Genomic DNA, 15,160 nt, shown 5'->3' on the forward strand with positions numbered 1-15,160 from the left:
CTCACTGCTCACTCCTTACTCCTCACCTGTTTTATATCCTTACTAGGCACTCTTAAAATAATCGACGGTCTTCATCAGACCCTCTTGGAGCGGAACGCGCGGCTCCCAATCGAGCACTTTATGAATTTTCTGGCAATCGAGGCAGCTCCGGACCTGCTCTCCCTTCTTCTCCGGACCGTGGATCTCTTTCGCCTCCGTCCCGGTGATGTCGAGGAGGTGGCGGAAGAGCTGGTTGACCGACGTCTCCTTGCCGGTTCCGACATTGAAGGTGTCGTTGATCTGACCGTGGATCACCGCCATGTTCGCCTCGATGACATCTTCCACAAAGACATAATCCCGGGTCTGCATTCCGTTTCCGTTGATGATCGGCTGCTCCCCCCGAAGCATCTTTTGGGTGAAGATCGCGACCACCCCCGCTTCCCCGAACGGGTCCTGCCTCGGGCCATAGACGTTGGCGTATCTCAGCGCGGAATAATCGAGGCCGCAGACCTTCTGATAATAATAGAGGTAATGCTCGCTCGACAGCTTGCTGACGCCGTAGGGCGAAAGCGGATGGGTCGGATGCTCCTCCGGCGCCGGAAAAACCTGTTGATCGCCGTAGATGGCCCCGCCGGAAGAAGCGAAGACGATCCGCCGGGCGCCGTTTCGAACGGCGCACTCCAGCAGATTCAAGAGGCCGATGATATTCGACTGGGCGTCAAAGGCCGGATCGGCCACCGACCGGCGGACGTCCATCTGCGCCGCATGATGGCTGACCACCTCGGGCTTTTCCTTCTGGAAAATCCGCTCCAGGCGATTGCTCAGGATATCGAGCTTGTAGAACTTCGCTTCTTTGTGGATGTTCTTTTTCTTTCCGGTCGAGAGATTATCGACCACCACCACCTCATGTCCCTCTTGGATCAGCCGATCGACCAGATGAGAACCGATAAACCCGGCCCCTCCCGTCACCAACACTTTCATCTGCGTCCTTCCTTTCTGTATGAGCAGGAGTTCACGAAGACGGCGTGAAATTGAAAAGATTTTTTGTTTTCATTCCCCATTCCGCGCTCCGAATTCCTCACGCGTCTGCTCTCCTGCCTCGGTCCTTCTAAAATATACCAGAAATTCGGCGTTTCCTTTTTGCCCAAGAATCGGCGAGGGAATCGACCCGCCGACCTGAAGTCCCCACCCCGCGGCCTGACTGTATATTCGATCCAACACGCTCCGGTGCTTTTCGGAGCTCCGAACAATTCCTCCCCGGCCGACCTCCCCCTTCCCGACCTCAAACTGCGGCTTGACCAATGCGACAATTTCGCCCCGCGTCTTCAGAAAAGGAATCACCGCGGGAATCACCTTCTCCAATGAGATGAACGAAACGTCGATGGTCGCCAGATCGACCGGCTCCGGAACCGACTCCGGAGGAAGGGTGCGGATGTTGCGGCGCTCCAAAACGATCACGCGGGGATCTTGCCGAAGCCGCCAGGCGAGCTGGCCGTAGCCGACATCGACCGCGTAGACGCGAGCCGCCCCCCGCTGTAAAAGACAGTCGGTAAAACCGCCGGTCGACGCGCCGACGTCGATCACCACCTTCCCGGAAGGATCCAGATGGAACGCGTTCAGGGCCCCCTCGAGCTTGATTCCACCCCGGCTGACGTAAGGAGAGACCGGACCGAGGAGAACGATCTCCGCGTCTTCCTTTACCTGGGCCCCCGCCTTTTCGATTTTTTTCCCGTCGACCAAAACCGATCCGCTCAGGATCAGGCTTCGCGCCCGTTCCCGGCTCTCGGCCAGTCCACGCGATTGCAATAGGAGATCGAGACGTTCTTTCGGTTTGGCCGACCGAGCCGACATCATTTCCCTAATCGAATCGCCCGATCTTCATTTTGAGGAGAGGCGACGATCCCGAGCTTAACGAAGTCGAGGACGGAGGCGGCGATGCGCTCTGCGTCGAGTCCGAGTTTCTCGCGAAGGATCCGCTGCGCCCCATGTTCGACGAACTGATCGGGAAGTCCGATCCGCCGAACATCGACCGCGGGAATCCGTCCGGTCCCCTTCTCCTCCTCGAGAAGGGCGAGAACCGACTCTCCGAACCCGCCCGCCAGGACATGCTCTTCCACCGTGACGATCCGGCGGCAGCGATGGGCAATCGAAACGAGAAGATCCCGATCGATCGGTTTAATGAAGCGGGCATTGACGACCGCGACGGAGACCCCCTCCCGCTCCAAAAGGGCGGCGGCCGCAAGCGAAGGATAGACCATATTGCCGAGCGCCACCAAGGCGACGTCGATCTCTCGGGCGGCCGCTTCATTTTCCAGGCCATCCGTCGTTAAATCGCCCCGGAGAAGTTCCCCTTTTCCGATTTGAAGCGGCATCGCCGGCTCTTCCAGCGGAACTCCGACCGCCTCCCCCCGCGGATAACGGATCGCCGACGGCCCGGGATGTTTGACCGCCGTGGCGAGCATCTGCTGAAGCTCATTTTCATCTTTCGGGGCCATCAGGACCATGTTCGGGATCCCTTTGAGGTAGGCGATGTCGAAGACGCCGTTGTGGGTCGGGCCGTCCTCGCCGACCAGTCCGGCCCGATCGAGACAAAAAACAACCGGCAGATTCTGGAGGGCGACATCGTGGACGATTTGATCGAAGGCGCGCTGCAAGAAGGTCGAGTAGATCGCCACCACCGGACGAAGACCGTCCGCCGCCATTCCGGCCGCCAGGGTAACCGCATGCTGCTCCGCGATGCCGACGTCGTAAAAGCGATCGGGGAATTCCTTCGCGAACTTGCTGAGGCCGGTCCCTTCCGGCATCGCCGCGGTGATCGCGACGATCCGGCGGTCTTCCTTCGCCAGCGCGATCAGCTGTTTTGCAAAGATCCCGGTGTAGCTCGGGGCCGAAGACTTCTTCTTGGCCACGCCGGTCGAAAGATCGAAGGCGGCGGTGCCGTGAAAGCCGGCCGGATCCCCTTCGGCCGGGGCGTACCCCTTCCCCTTCTTGGTGATCAGATGGACCAGCAGCGGCCCTTCCAGCTGCTTGACGTTCTCAAAGGTGGTCAACAGGTGATCGAGCCGGTGCCCGTCGATCGGGCCGATGTATCGAAAGCCCATCTCCTCGAAGAGAAGCCCGGGGGTGATCAATCCCTTCACCGATTCCTCGGCCCGGCGGGCCGCCTTGAGCATCGGCCGGCCGATCTTCGGGATGTTCTTCAAGAGCTCCGCCGTCTCGTTCCGGACTTTGGTATAAAGCGGACCGGTGATGATCCGCGCCAGATAGGCCGAGATCGCGCCGACATTTTTCGAGATCGACATTTCGTTGTCGTTGAGGACGACGATCATGTTGCGCCGGAGCGCCCCCGCGTGGTTGAGCGCCTCATAGGCCATTCCGGCGGTCATGGCGCCGTCGCCGATGATCGCGACGACATGATATTTTCCCTCTTGATGATCCCGCGCTTCCACCATGCCGAGGGCGGCGGAGATCGCCGTGCCGGCATGGCCGGCGCCGAAAGTATCATAGGGGCTCTCTGCCCGTGAGAGAAACCCGCTGATCCCCTGGTATTGACGGAGGGTGTGAAAGAGATCGCGCCTCCCGGTGAGAAGCTTGTGGGGATAAGCTTGATGACCGGTGTCCCAAACGAGCCGGTCCTGCGGCGGATCGAAGACCGCATGAAGGGCAATGGCCAACTCGACCGCGCCGAGGCTCGCCCCGAGATGGCCCCCCTTGTCGGCGATCACCGCCAGGATCTTTTCCCGAACCTCCTGCGCAAGCTGCGTGAGCGCCTCCCGCGGAACCGCCTTCAAATCCTTCGGACTGTTGATCTGATCCAAAAGCCCCATGCTTCTCCTCGATTCTAGAGTTTCCTAGCGTTTTACTTCTTCCGCTCGACCATGTAGAGCGCCAAGCCCCGAAGCGGATCGGCTTCCGGCCCGAATCCGTTTAACTCTCCCAACGCCTCTTCGACCAAAACATGAGCCTCTTTCTTCGCCCGCTCCAATCCGATGAGCCGAGGATAGGTCCACTTCTCCTTCGCCTGATCCTGGCCGACCGATTTCCCCATCTCCTTCTCTTCCCCTTCGACATCGAGGATGTCATCGGCGATCTGGAAGGCAAGACCGATCTTCTCCCCATATCGGGTCAGCGCGGTCAGCTTTTTGGACGAGGCGCCGCCGAGAACCCCGCCGATTCGAACCGAGGCCCGGATCAACGCCCCGGTCTTGTGGGTGTGGATATAGTGGAGTTCATCCTGGTCAATCGATTTTTTTCCCTCCGATTGGATATCGACCAGCTGCCCGCCGACCATCCCGGTGCTCCCGGCCGCCGATCCCAACTCGAGAATCACCGAGAGGATCTTCTTATGGGAGATCGTGCCGGCCAGCCCCTTCTCGGCCATCAGGGCGAAGGCGGCGGTCAGAAGGGCGTCTCCCGCCAGAATCGCCGTGCTCTCCCCGAACATCTTATGATTCGTCAATTTGCCGCGGCGGTAGGTATCGTTATCCATCGCCGGGAGATCGTCGTGGACGAGCGAGTAGGTATGGACCAGTTCGATCGCCGCCGCAAAGGGAAGGACGACCTCCCTTCTCCCGCCAACCGACTCCGCCGCCGCAAGACAAAGAATCGGCCGAAGCCGTTTTCCCCCTGCGAAAAGGGAATAGCGGATCGCCTCATGGATCAAGGGAGGGGGGCACTTCGGCCCGGGGAGGTACGAATGAAGAAGCTGATCGACCTCCGCCTGTCGATCGCGGAGATACTTCTTCAGCGGATCTTTATCCATGAGGCGGGCGCTCCTTCGTTCCGAATGAGGACGATTCGTCGGCCGCCGGCGCTTGCTTCATTTCGAAAGGCCGCGCTCGCCGCTTCCCATCTTTCTCTTGGACGAGGATCTCAACCTTCTTTTCAGCCTCCTCCAGCATCTTCAGACAATTCTTTGAGAGGCGAACCCCCTCTTCGAAGACCTTGAGAGATTCCTCCAACGGAAGGTCTCCTTTTTCGAGCGACTTCACCGCTTCTTCCAACCGAGAAAGAGCCTCTTCAAATTTCAAATTCGCCACACCGGTCCCGGTTCCATCTCCCCGCAAAATCAGCATATTTTGCGGGAAAGCGCTTATAAAATCGGTCGTCCCGAAAAACCATCTCCATTATACAAGAGAGCGGCGCAAGGTCAAGTTATTTTTCTTTTCTAATCGGCACTTTGATCATGTAGGGGTTCGACATGTCGAACCCTACATAAAACGGCCGCCGCCGATTCGCATCACCCGATCAGCTCACATCAACCCCAACAGCGGACAGAGAAGTCGAAGAGTTCCCCAGATGATCAGGAACCCGAGGAGGTCGAAGAAAACACCCGCCCGAACCATCCGGCCGATCGGGATCAAACCGGAGCCGTAGACGATCGCGTTCGGCGGGGTCGAGATGGGAAGCATAAAGCCGTAGCTCGCCCCCAATGTCGCGCCGAGCGCGGGAGGGATCGGACTGACCCCGGAGGCGAGCGCGAGCGCAATGATCACCGGGATGATCATGTTGGCCGAGGCGGTGTTCGAAGTCAACTCGCTGACGACGATGCCGAGACCGATCGCAAAGGCGGTGATCCCCCAAAGCGAATCGATTTCGAGGGAGGCGAGGAGCCCTTCGCCGACCGCTTGCGAGAGACCGGTCTTGAACATCAAATCCCCCAGGGCCAATCCCCCCCCAAAGAGGAGAATCGTTCCCCAATCGATCCCGGCGGCCTCCCGCCAGGAAAGGGTGTACTCCTGCCTGCCCCAGTTTGTCGGCAAAAGAAAGAGAAAGCTCGCCGCGACGATCGCCGCCGCTCCCTCGGGCAAGCGGCTGTTGAAGAGCTTGACCGGCGCCCCCTCCGGTCCGAAGATCAGCGCCAAAAATCCCGGGAAGGTCCAGAGCAACACGGCCAGGAGAAAGGCGAAAAGGGTGTTCTTCTGGCCGCGGGTCCAGGGGCCGATCGCCTCCCGCTGGGCCCGGATGAATTCTGAGACGCGTCCCGCACGCATCGACGGCCCGGCCGGATGGAGGAAGAGAAGCAGGAAGTAGAGGACGATGTACATCACGAGGAGGAGGGGAAGGGCCAGGAGCATCCAGTGAAAGAAGCTGATCTCTCTCCCCGTTTGCTTGGCGATCATCCCGATCCCGATCAGGTTCGGAGGGGTTCCGATCGGCGTCCCGACCCCGCCGATCGAAGCGGCATAAGCGATCATCAACATCACCCCGACCGCGTAGGGTTGCAGCGCCCCTTTCTCATCGGAGAATTCCTTCAAGGAAGAGAGGATCCCGAGGGCGATCGGAAACATCATGGCGGTCGACGCGGTGTTCGAAATCCACATCGAAAGGAAGGCGGTGATCGCCCCCAGCGTCCAGAGGATGCGGGTGGGACGATCCCCGACCCATCGAAAAGAAAGAAGCCAGAGCGAAAAGCGCCGGTCGAGGCGATGCCCCTCCATCGCGCGCGCGATCAGAAAACTTCCGATGAAGAGAAAAAGGATCGGGTTGCCGAACGAAGAGAGAACCGCATCGGCCTTCCCGATCCCTAAGACGATGGCGAGGACCGGACCGAGAAGCGCCGTGATCGGAATCGGAATCGGCTCTGTGACCCAGAAGATCACCACCCCCGCCAACAGCGCCGCGAGGCGATGCGCCTCCGGGGACAACGAAGAGGGGAGAAGAAAAATGATCAGCGCCGCCAGCGGCCCCGCGATCAACCCGACCCGCTTTCGCCACCGCTCGAAGCGGACTTCGGCCTCGGAGAGGATCTCTTTCGGTTCGGGATTGGAAGGGGCCGCCTCTACCTTCTCCTGAATCTCCTGCGTCACAGAATTCTATTCTCCCACGAGGTGAACCAAAACCGTCCGGGCGTGCCCCGCGCTGCGATGCTCGTACAGGTAGACCCCCTGCCAGGTGCCGAGGGCGAGCCGGCCCTGTCGGATCGGGATCGAGAGGGAAACGGCGGTGAGGGCGGCCCGGACGTGCGCCGGCATATCGTCCGGCCCTTCGGTCGTATGCCGGAAGAGGGGATCCCCCTGCGGGACGAGGCGGTTGAAGAAGCGCTCCAGATCGCGCAAGACCTCCGGATCGGCATTCTCCTGGATCAAAAGCGACGCCGACGTGTGTTGGATGTAGAGGGTCAAGAGGCCGTTCTGAATCGGGTGGCTCCGCAGCCACCGCTCCGTCTCCTCCGTGATTTCATAAAGCCCCCTTCCCGAGGTCTTAATTTGAATTTCACCGCTCTTCTGCTGAATCACCCCGGTCTCCTTCTGCTTGTATGTGGGACCGGCGCTGGAGGAAATCTTTGACTTCAGATCTCGCACACCAGGTGCGCCATGCCCCACACCCTATGAAACGTCCTCCGGCGTCGTCTTCTCCTCCACCGAACAGATCAGCTTTCCCCGATGAAGGGTGATCTCGATCTGGTCGCGGAGGGCGACCGCATCGGCCTCCCGGACCACCTCGCGCGAGGGGACTTTTCGGGTGATGCTATATCCTCGATCCAGGATATTCAGGGGACTGAGGATATTCAGCTGGACCATCTGCGATTGGAGCAGGCGCCGCCGCTGTAAGATCAGATCGCTTCCCTCTTGGGTCAGATTCAAATTCAGCTCCGTCAAACGGCGCCGGAGCGCCTGGAGTCGATCGATCGGGTTTAAGTGCGTCAGCCCCTGTTGATGGTGAACCAGTTTTGCCCGCCGCTCCGACAGCAGCCGCCCGAACGACTGCCGAAGACGGATCGCGAGGTGATCGACCCGATCGTGAAACTGCCCGATCCGTCGAACCGGATCGGCGAGGAGGCGGATCTCGTATTGGAGATGATTCCGATCGGCCTGAATCCGCGCCCGGATCGTTTCGACCAACGCGGCATTCAAAGAGTAGAATCGACCGAGCATCTCGCCGGCGTTTCGAACGACGATCTCGGCGGCAACCGAGGGGGTCGGCGCCCGCAGATCGGCGACAAAATCGGCGATCGTCGTATCGGTCTCATGCCCGACCGCCGAGAGAACCGGAATCTCCGACCGGGCGATGGCGCGCGCGACGATCTCTTCATTGAAGGCCCAGAGATCTTCGAGCGATCCGCCGCCGCGCGCCAGGATAAGAAGATCGACCCGCTCCCCCGAAGAACGGCGGCTCCTTTGGTTCAACCCATCGAGCGCCCGGGCTATTTCATCGGCCGCCCCCTCCCCCTGAACCGCCACCGGATAAATTAGAATCGAGAGAGGAAGCTCGGTCCGTTTGAGGACCTTCATCAGATCCTGAAGGGCGGCGCCGGTGGATGAAGTGATCAATCCGATCCGCCTCGGCAGAGGGGGGATCGGTCTCTTCCGGCCCGGATCGAAAAGCCCATCGCCGCGCAACTTTTCCTTGAGCGCCTCGAAGGCGGCCTGCAGCGCCCCCGCCCCCCGCGGCTCGATGTAATCGACAATGATCTGATACTCCCCCTTCGCCTCATAGAGGGTCAGGTGTCCGCGGATCAATACCAACTGTCCTTCTTTGGGGGTGAACCTAAGAAACCGCCCATGCGACCGGAAGATGACCCCCTTGATCTGGGAGGCGGCATCTTTGAGCGTAAAATAAACATGTCCCGAGGAGGGGATCTTCAGATTGGCGACCTCTCCCGCGACCCAAAGGTCGGAGAAGGTCCGCTCGAGATCAGAGCGGAGCCGCGCGGTCAACTCCTGAACCGTCAGGATCTTTCGCTCGGAAGGTTGGATCGGAGAAAATGCCATTCATCCCCTTCTTCTGTAGAGACGTCCCGACGGGACGTCTCTACGTTATTTATGATTCGGTTTGTTTCGGATCGCCCGCTGCTTCTCCCGCCAGAGCCGCAGCCGCTCGGCGATCCGCTTCTCTTCTCCTTGGTCGGAGGGGCGATAGAACGTCTTCTCCTCGGGAAGATAAAGCTGCGGAACGAAGTGGTCCGGATAATCGTGCGGATAAAGATATCCCTTCCCCCGTCCCAATCGCTTCGCCCCGCTGTAGTGGGTATCTCTCAACGGGGGGGGAACTTCCATCACGCGGCCCGATTCGATCTCCTCGAGCGCCGCATCGACCGCAAGATACGCGGCATTGCTCTTGGGGGCGGAGGCGATGTAGGTCGTCGCCTGAGCAAGCGGGATACGTCCCTCCGGCATCCCGATCGCCTCCAGCGCATGGAGGGCGGCAACCGCCACGACCAACGCGCGCGGATCGGCATTGCCGACATCTTCGGAAGCGGCAATGACCAGGCGCCGCGCGATGAAGAGGGGGTCTTCGCCGGCATAGATCATCTTCGCCAGCCAGTAGACCGCCGCGTCGGGATCGGAGCCGCGAAGACTTTTGATGAAGGCCGAGATCGTATCGTAGTGGCTGTCCCCGCTTTCGTAGATCAATCCCTTCTTCTGGACCGACTCCTCAGCGACCGTCAGATCGAACCGGATGATTCCTTCCGCATCGGGCGGCGTCGTAACGACGCCGATCTCAAGCGCGTTAAGAAGGCGGCGGGCGTCCCCTTCGGTCATCTCGATCAGATGCCGCTCCGCCTCTTCCGTCAACTGGACGTTTAATCTACCGAAGCCCCGCTCCGGATCGGAGAGGGCCCGTTTGATGAGAGAGCGAAGCCCTTCCGGCGGGAGCGGCTTCAACTCGACGATCTGCGAGCGGGAAGAGAGGGCCGGGATGATGGAGAAAAACGGATTCTGCGTGGAAGCGCCGACCAGGGTGATATTTCCCTTTTCGACGTCGGGGAGAAGGGCCGACTGCTGGACTTTATTGAAGCGGTGGATCTCATCGACCAGGAGAAGGGTCTTTTGCCCGGAGCGGTTTTTTTCTTCCTGCGCCTTTGCAATCACCTGGCGCACTTCGGCGACGCCGGCGGTGACGGCGTTGAGATCGACGAAGGCCGATTTGCTGTAGGCGGCGATGAGATGGGCCAGCGCCGTCTTGCCGCAACCGGGCGGTCCGAAAAGGATCAGGGAAAAGACCCGATCGGCCTCCACGGCGCGTCGGAGAAACTTCCCCGGCCCCACAAGGTGCTCCTGTCCGACGAATTCCGAAAAATCTCTCGGACGCATCCGCCAGGCCAAAGGGGGATTTTTATCGGTATTGTCTGTCTTCGCAGGGGATTGCGCCATACCTTGACACCGTGATGAAGCGCGCTGCTGGTCATGCCGGAGGTTGAGGTAGGATGAGAGGGGGGGGAAATGAAAAGCCCCCACGGTTGCCGTGGAGAAGGTTTCCTCAAACCGGAAACAACCAGGTGGGCACCGAGATGAAGACTTTAGGCTTTTCCGCCCGGGGCGGAACGTGCACACCGTCCTCCTGGACTCGGCTCCCTGGCAGCGATTGTTAGGTTTAGAGACGACCCATCCACGCACAACGCAGGGGCAATTTTTATTTCTAAAATTACCTTATCAAAGTTATTTTAAAAATACAAGAGGACAAAATTAATCCAATTTAAACTCTTCGAATTGCTCTTCGATGCTCTCGATGATATCACGCGTCTTGCCGCCGATGAGGGCGTCCCGCTCCTTCTGACGGCTCCGAAGTTGAAAGAGCTCATGGGCGATATTGATCGCCGCCAGGATGGCCAGCTTTGAGGAATTGATCCCCTTGGCATGGCCCGCCATCTCGGTCATTTTTTTATCGACGTAACCTGCAAGCTCCTTGGCATAGGCTTCATCCGCTTCGCCCCGAAGCGTATAGCGATGGCCGAAAATCTCGACATGAAGCTTATTCTTCACCGGCTTTCACCTTCACGGGAATCTCTGAATCTTCTTCAAGCGGCTCCTGGATTTCAAGATGATTCAGCGTCCCCAAAATGCGCTCGATCCGGAGCCGAACTTCGCCCCGCTCTTCCTGAAGCTGGCGAAACTCCCTCGCCTGCTCGTTGACCTTGGCCTCTAGTCCCTCTTTTTCCCGCTTCAGCTTTTTAATCAGCTCGATCATTTCCTGCACCCGCGCTTCCAATACTTCCAACTGCTCTTGCACCATGGTCCCCTCTATCCGGTTAAACAGACCCAATTAAATTTTCAATCAATCTACCGTTTCGATTTTTATTTGTCAATAAAATCTTCTGGCGTTCCGAATATGGGAAAGGGACCGATCTAGATCAAAACAAGCAACCGGCTTTGCCGGTTCGAGCGCGGGGTGTGGGGGCATCGGAGAAGCGCGTGCAACGCGAGCATCGCACGGGCCCCCACATAGGATAACCGCCCCACATATTATCGTAAATAGGTAATATGATTGTGATAGACAAAATGGCCGGTGATGGTGATATGGTCCTCGTTCCAAGAATCGGGCAAGGGAGCAAAAGGAGAGGCCTCTTTGATTGCGCGCACCGCCTCCAGATCGAGGACTTCATAACCCGACGTGGAGACGACCCTCACCTCGCTGACATATCCGTTTCGCTGAATCGTGAAGGTCAAAAGGAGGTTTCCCTGGATTCCCCTCTCCGCGGCGGCCTGCGGATACCTCCAGATATACTCAATCTTGTTCTTGAGCTTCAGCGTATAGGAGAAATATTTCAGATCGTCCGTGTTGATGGAGATCGTATCTTTCGGCGGAACCCGTTCCTGATCGGAAAAAACCTTCGCCAGCCGGTCGAGGCTCTTTGCATCGGCAAAAGGGAGACCGGGAAGACCGGGGACACCCGGCCGGGGTGGAGAATCGGTTCCGGCCTCTCCCTGTCCGTCTTGCCCGAAGGGAAGCGACGGAAGGGGTCTCTTTGCCTCTTCCGTGGCAAGCGGAGGGGAAGGGATCGGCGCGGGAAGGGCCCCCTCGGGTTCTGTAGAACGTTCCGGAAGAGCGGGGGACGGCGCGGGGACGATCGGCGCCGGAGGGACTTGCGGCTTCGCCGCCGGCGGCGCGATCGGCCCCGGCGCTTTTCCCGCTCTGGCCGTAGGAGGAAGACCCGGGCGCTCCGACTTTGGAATCGGCGGGAGGCGGGTCTCTTCCCCTCGCGGGATTGATTTTAGATCTTCTTCCCGATCGGTTCCAAACAAGAGACTTCTCGGCTTTGGCGTGGCGAGGACCTCCGGATCGACCAACTGAACGACTTGATCTTCCGGTTGACCTTCCGAGGGTATGCGAGCCGGCTCCCATCGCGCCCACTGCTGGATGATAAGGAGCATCGAGAGATGGACTAAAAATGAGAGGGAAATGAAGAGAACGTACGGAAAGCGGGATCTCTCTCTCCCTTCCGGGTATACTTCTTCGGCGATTTCATCGTAGAGGTGCATGGAACGGATTATAACATAACGGCAACACACATCAAAGGCGATGCCCGTCCCCGCACCTCGGTTGACAGAACCCTTTAATTTTCATAAGATAACCCCATGCGAAAACCGACTTTTATTGCGCTGCTCTTCCTTGCAACGGCCCTCTCCTGGAATTCGGCCTTTTCGGAAAAGCCGCCCGCCCGCCGCACCGTTATTTTTCCAAGCGGCACCCAGATCCATGCCGAAGTGGCCGATACCCCTGAAGCGAGGAATACCGGGCTGATGTTCCGTGATTCCCTTCCGTCCGGCGGCGGGATGCTTTTTGTTTTTCAAGAGGCGCGCCCTTATCTTTTCTGGATGAAGAACTGCAAATTCCCGATCGACATCATCTGGTTCAACGAACAGAAGGAAATCATCTTCATCTCCGAGAAAACCCCTCCCTGCAAAGAGGACCCCTGCCCGAATTACGGGCCGCTCGATAAAAATGCCCTCTATGTCATCGAGGTTGCATCGGGGTTTGCAGCAAAGGAAAAACTGAAATTGGGAATGAAGGTCCGATTTTAGCGGTTGCCCCGCCGCCGCGAGCTTGGAGCGGCCGGGTTGTCCTCGTTCTTGACAGTTCCTTTATTTGAATGATAAATTCCGGCTGTTTTTCCCACCCCCCACAAAAGGAGGAACCATGCGTCATAAAGCGAAATTCACCCTCATGGCAGCGGCCCTTTTTATGGCATCGGTGTCGACCGATGCATTGGCCGGCGGCGGACACGCAGCACCCGCCAGAGAACAATGCAACGCGATGGTCGCCGCGGGAGAAAGCGGTCTCGATCATGGCGGGCAAGGACATACCGACACCGCCGTGAAACATCTGAAACAGATGGTGAAGGCGGGACAAGAGTGTTTAAGTCACGGCCAGGAAGCGATCAAAGCAGCGGGCGGAGGCCCGATCAAGATGCATGGGGGAGAAGCGATGACGCATGTGAAAGAGGCGCTCACCCATGCCAAGGAGGCGGTCAGCCACGGCGAGGCCGGCCATAATGACGTCATGATGGATCACGCGAAGGAAGCGATGATGCATGCAAAGGAAGGCAACAAACATGCGCAGGAAATGAAATAGCCCTGGGATAATTAGACAACTGGGATAATTAGACAAATAGATGGGTTTGATAGAGAGGGATGACGCCGGAGGCGCTCATCCCTTTTTTCTTGCCGTCACCACGAAGTTGAAACCAAATCGATTGAAGGGGAAGGTCCCGGAAATCGCAAGGTCGAGCCTGCCGATCGCGAGGGCGAGCTTGCCGATCGGGCTTCGCTTTCCCTTCTCCAAAAGATAGCGATCTGGAATTAAAGAAGAGAGAATGTTATGGCCCCGGCAGGAGAGGATTTCGAATCCGTTTTTCTCCAGGAGCGATTTGAGCTCCCGCCAGGTAAACGTCTTAAAGCGCATCCCCTCCCAGACCCGCGTGGCATGTCCCTTCCCCGGAACACGGAGGGCATCGATCATTTCGGAGGGGTGATAGAAGATTCCGAAATTCCACTTGGTATCGGTTTCTATCGTCAAGATCGCCCCCGGCTTTGCGACCCGGCCCATCTCGGTCACCGCCTGCTCGTATCCATCGACGATGTGGCTTAAGACATCGCCATAGGAGATGAGAAAGTCGAAGCTCTTATCGGGAAAGGGAAGCGCACAGGCGTTCGCCACCTGGAATTTCACATTGGGATGGGCCTTGCATCGGTCTTTGGCCACTTCGATCAGCTCCTTCGAGAGGTCGATCCCGACCACCTCGTCGGCATACGGCGCCAAATGGATCGCCTGCAGGCCGCTCCCGCAGCCGACATCGAGGATGCGCGAGTAGCGCTTCCCCTTCGTCAACTCCGCGAGGCAGAGGTCGTAAAGGAGATAGCTGTTCATCAGGAAAGGGGTTTCGCTGACGAGATCGTCAAACCCCTTTCCCCAATCGTTGTAGACTTTCGCAATCGTTTCGCTGGATGGCTTGGACATGGTTTTTTCTTATATCACGATCAGGGGTGGGGCACAAGATATTTCTGACTCTTTCTCCCCTCCCCCTTCCGTCTCACCCTTCCCGTGTTTTCAGGTCTTCGGCCTTCTGAAGACCGTCCAGCAAGCCCTCCCGGTAGGTGGGGAAGCGGAGGGTAAGACCGAACTCTTTGAGCAGTTTTTCGTTCTGATACCGGACGGCAGGGGCAGCGGCCTGGAGATCGGCACTCGGAAGAATCAGCGGGGGCGCGCCGAGCATCGCCGCCATGTGGTTGTAATACTCGGCGGGTGTATGCGGCGCTTGATCGACCACGTTATACGCTTGGCCGGGCCTCCCCTTTTCCATCGCGGCGATCAAGATGTCGAGGTAGTCTTCCAGATAGATTCGGTGATACAACGCCGGCAGATCGGCCGGAAGCGAATAGACCCCTCTTCGGACCTGATCGAGGATGCCGGGGAGCGCCTGGTAAAGGGCGCCGGTTCTGAGGATGACTCCCGGAAACCCCTCCTCCGAAAACCGCGCCAGAATCTCCCGCTCCGCCTCCAGATGAATCCGGCCGGTCGCGCTCTTCGGGCGAGAGAAGACCTTCTCATCAATCCCCGCGGCCGGCAGATTCTGGCCTGGAACCACATTATCGTAGACCGCGAGACTGCTCTCATAGATATAGCGCTTGACCGTGCCGCGCGGGATCACCGAGAGGATATTCTGCAATGCCTTCAGATCGGTCGGCTCCGGCGCCGCCATCCCATGCTGCCGCCGGTTGGCAAGATGGAAGATCACATCGGCATTCGCCACCGCCATCTTCGCCAAAAAGGGCTCCGAGAGATCGGCCGCCAACGGATTGATTCCAAGCCGGGCGAAGCCGGGGGCCAGGCCGTCGGATGAAATCAGCGCCCAGACACTGTGATCGTGCTGCAGGAGGCGCACGCCGAGCTGCTTCGTCAGTTGTCCTTCGCCGATGAGCAGGATGGTCGTGAATTGTTTTGGCATGTCGTTTTCCTC

General features: G+C 58.7%; 16 protein-coding genes and 1 other RNA gene. 2 read left to right on the plus strand and 15 right to left on the minus strand.

Annotated features, from left to right (window positions below; translation table 11 throughout):
* Positions 1-42 precede the first annotated feature (42 nt).
* The 13 genes from MNODULE_RS11895 to MNODULE_RS11955 form a co-directional block, all read right to left on the minus strand.
* The gene (locus tag MNODULE_RS11895; protein ID WP_168060042.1) at positions 43-960 is read right to left on the minus strand and encodes an SDR family oxidoreductase; all 918 of its coding nucleotides are present in this window, start codon (positions 958-960) and stop codon (positions 43-45) included.
* A gap of 69 nt (positions 961-1,029) precedes the next feature.
* A complete protein-coding gene (locus tag MNODULE_RS11900) occupies positions 1,030-1,830 on the minus strand; it encodes a TlyA family RNA methyltransferase (protein ID WP_168061140.1) in 801 nt (266 codons plus the stop codon).
* Positions 1,830-3,806, minus strand: a complete 1,977-nt coding sequence (gene dxs, locus MNODULE_RS11905; protein ID WP_168060044.1) for a 1-deoxy-D-xylulose-5-phosphate synthase — start codon at positions 3,804-3,806, stop codon at positions 1,830-1,832. Before dxs ends, MNODULE_RS11900 begins: the two co-directional genes overlap by 1 nt.
* A 32-nt stretch (positions 3,807-3,838) precedes the next feature.
* Entirely contained in the window at positions 3,839-4,741 is a 903-nt protein-coding gene (locus MNODULE_RS11910; protein WP_168060046.1) for a polyprenyl synthetase family protein, read from the minus strand.
* Entirely contained in the window at positions 4,734-5,054 is a 321-nt protein-coding gene (locus MNODULE_RS11915) for an exodeoxyribonuclease VII small subunit (RefSeq protein ID WP_181071032.1), read from the minus strand. Before MNODULE_RS11915 ends, MNODULE_RS11910 begins: the two co-directional genes overlap by 8 nt.
* A gap of 177 nt (positions 5,055-5,231) precedes the next feature.
* Positions 5,232-6,788 carry a DASS family sodium-coupled anion symporter gene (locus MNODULE_RS11920; protein WP_202882191.1) on the minus strand — a complete coding sequence of 519 codons (1,557 nt, stop codon included), beginning with the start codon at positions 6,786-6,788 and terminating at the stop codon, positions 5,232-5,234.
* A gap of 6 nt (positions 6,789-6,794) precedes the next feature.
* The gene (locus MNODULE_RS11925) at positions 6,795-7,214 is read right to left on the minus strand and encodes a secondary thiamine-phosphate synthase enzyme YjbQ (protein WP_422666756.1); all 420 of its coding nucleotides are present in this window, start codon (positions 7,212-7,214) and stop codon (positions 6,795-6,797) included.
* A gap of 93 nt (positions 7,215-7,307) precedes the next feature.
* The gene (xseA, locus tag MNODULE_RS11930) at positions 7,308-8,693 is read right to left on the minus strand and encodes an exodeoxyribonuclease VII large subunit (RefSeq protein WP_168060052.1); all 1,386 of its coding nucleotides are present in this window, start codon (positions 8,691-8,693) and stop codon (positions 7,308-7,310) included.
* 45 nt (positions 8,694-8,738) lie between these two features.
* Complete coding sequence (locus MNODULE_RS11935; protein WP_168060054.1) at positions 8,739-10,076, minus strand: replication-associated recombination protein A; 1,338 nt, start codon at positions 10,074-10,076, stop codon at positions 8,739-8,741.
* Positions 10,077-10,149: 73 nt separating this feature from the next.
* A non-coding RNA gene (gene ssrS / locus MNODULE_RS11940) (6S RNA) lies at positions 10,150-10,332 on the minus strand.
* A gap of 56 nt (positions 10,333-10,388) precedes the next feature.
* Entirely contained in the window at positions 10,389-10,685 is a 297-nt protein-coding gene (locus MNODULE_RS11945; RefSeq protein ID WP_168060056.1) for a cell division protein ZapA, read from the minus strand.
* Positions 10,675-10,935: a cell division protein ZapB gene (gene zapB, locus MNODULE_RS11950; RefSeq protein ID WP_168060058.1), complete on the minus strand. Its 261-nt coding sequence runs from the start codon at positions 10,933-10,935 to the stop codon at positions 10,675-10,677. The genes MNODULE_RS11945 and zapB overlap by 11 nt, the downstream gene beginning before the upstream one ends.
* Before the next feature lie 230 nt (positions 10,936-11,165).
* The gene (locus MNODULE_RS11955; protein ID WP_168060060.1) at positions 11,166-12,182 is read right to left on the minus strand and encodes an energy transducer TonB; all 1,017 of its coding nucleotides are present in this window, start codon (positions 12,180-12,182) and stop codon (positions 11,166-11,168) included.
* Between the two features lie 96 nt (positions 12,183-12,278).
* On the opposite strand from MNODULE_RS11955, the gene MNODULE_RS11960 reads away from it, so the two are divergent.
* Both MNODULE_RS11960 and smbP read left to right on the plus strand, forming a co-directional pair.
* On the plus strand, positions 12,279-12,725 hold the full coding sequence (locus MNODULE_RS11960) for a DUF192 domain-containing protein (protein ID WP_168060062.1): 447 nt from the start codon (positions 12,279-12,281) through the stop codon (positions 12,723-12,725).
* A gap of 115 nt (positions 12,726-12,840) precedes the next feature.
* Positions 12,841-13,275: a small metal-binding protein SmbP gene (gene smbP / locus MNODULE_RS11965; protein ID WP_168060064.1), complete on the plus strand. Its 435-nt coding sequence runs from the start codon at positions 12,841-12,843 to the stop codon at positions 13,273-13,275.
* Between the two features lie 75 nt (positions 13,276-13,350).
* Here the strand turns inward: smbP and MNODULE_RS11970 are convergent, their stop codons facing one another.
* Both MNODULE_RS11970 and MNODULE_RS11975 read right to left on the minus strand, forming a co-directional pair.
* Positions 13,351-14,160 carry a class I SAM-dependent methyltransferase gene (locus MNODULE_RS11970; protein ID WP_168060066.1) on the minus strand — a complete coding sequence of 270 codons (810 nt, stop codon included), beginning with the start codon at positions 14,158-14,160 and terminating at the stop codon, positions 13,351-13,353.
* A gap of 73 nt (positions 14,161-14,233) precedes the next feature.
* Positions 14,234-15,148, minus strand: a complete 915-nt coding sequence (locus MNODULE_RS11975; RefSeq protein ID WP_168060068.1) for an NAD-dependent epimerase/dehydratase family protein — start codon at positions 15,146-15,148, stop codon at positions 14,234-14,236.
* Positions 15,149-15,160: the final 12 nt, after the last annotated feature.

This window comes from Candidatus Manganitrophus noduliformans (genome assembly GCF_012184425.1).
Lineage (GTDB): Bacteria > Nitrospirota > Nitrospiria > SBBL01 > Manganitrophaceae > Manganitrophus > Manganitrophus noduliformans.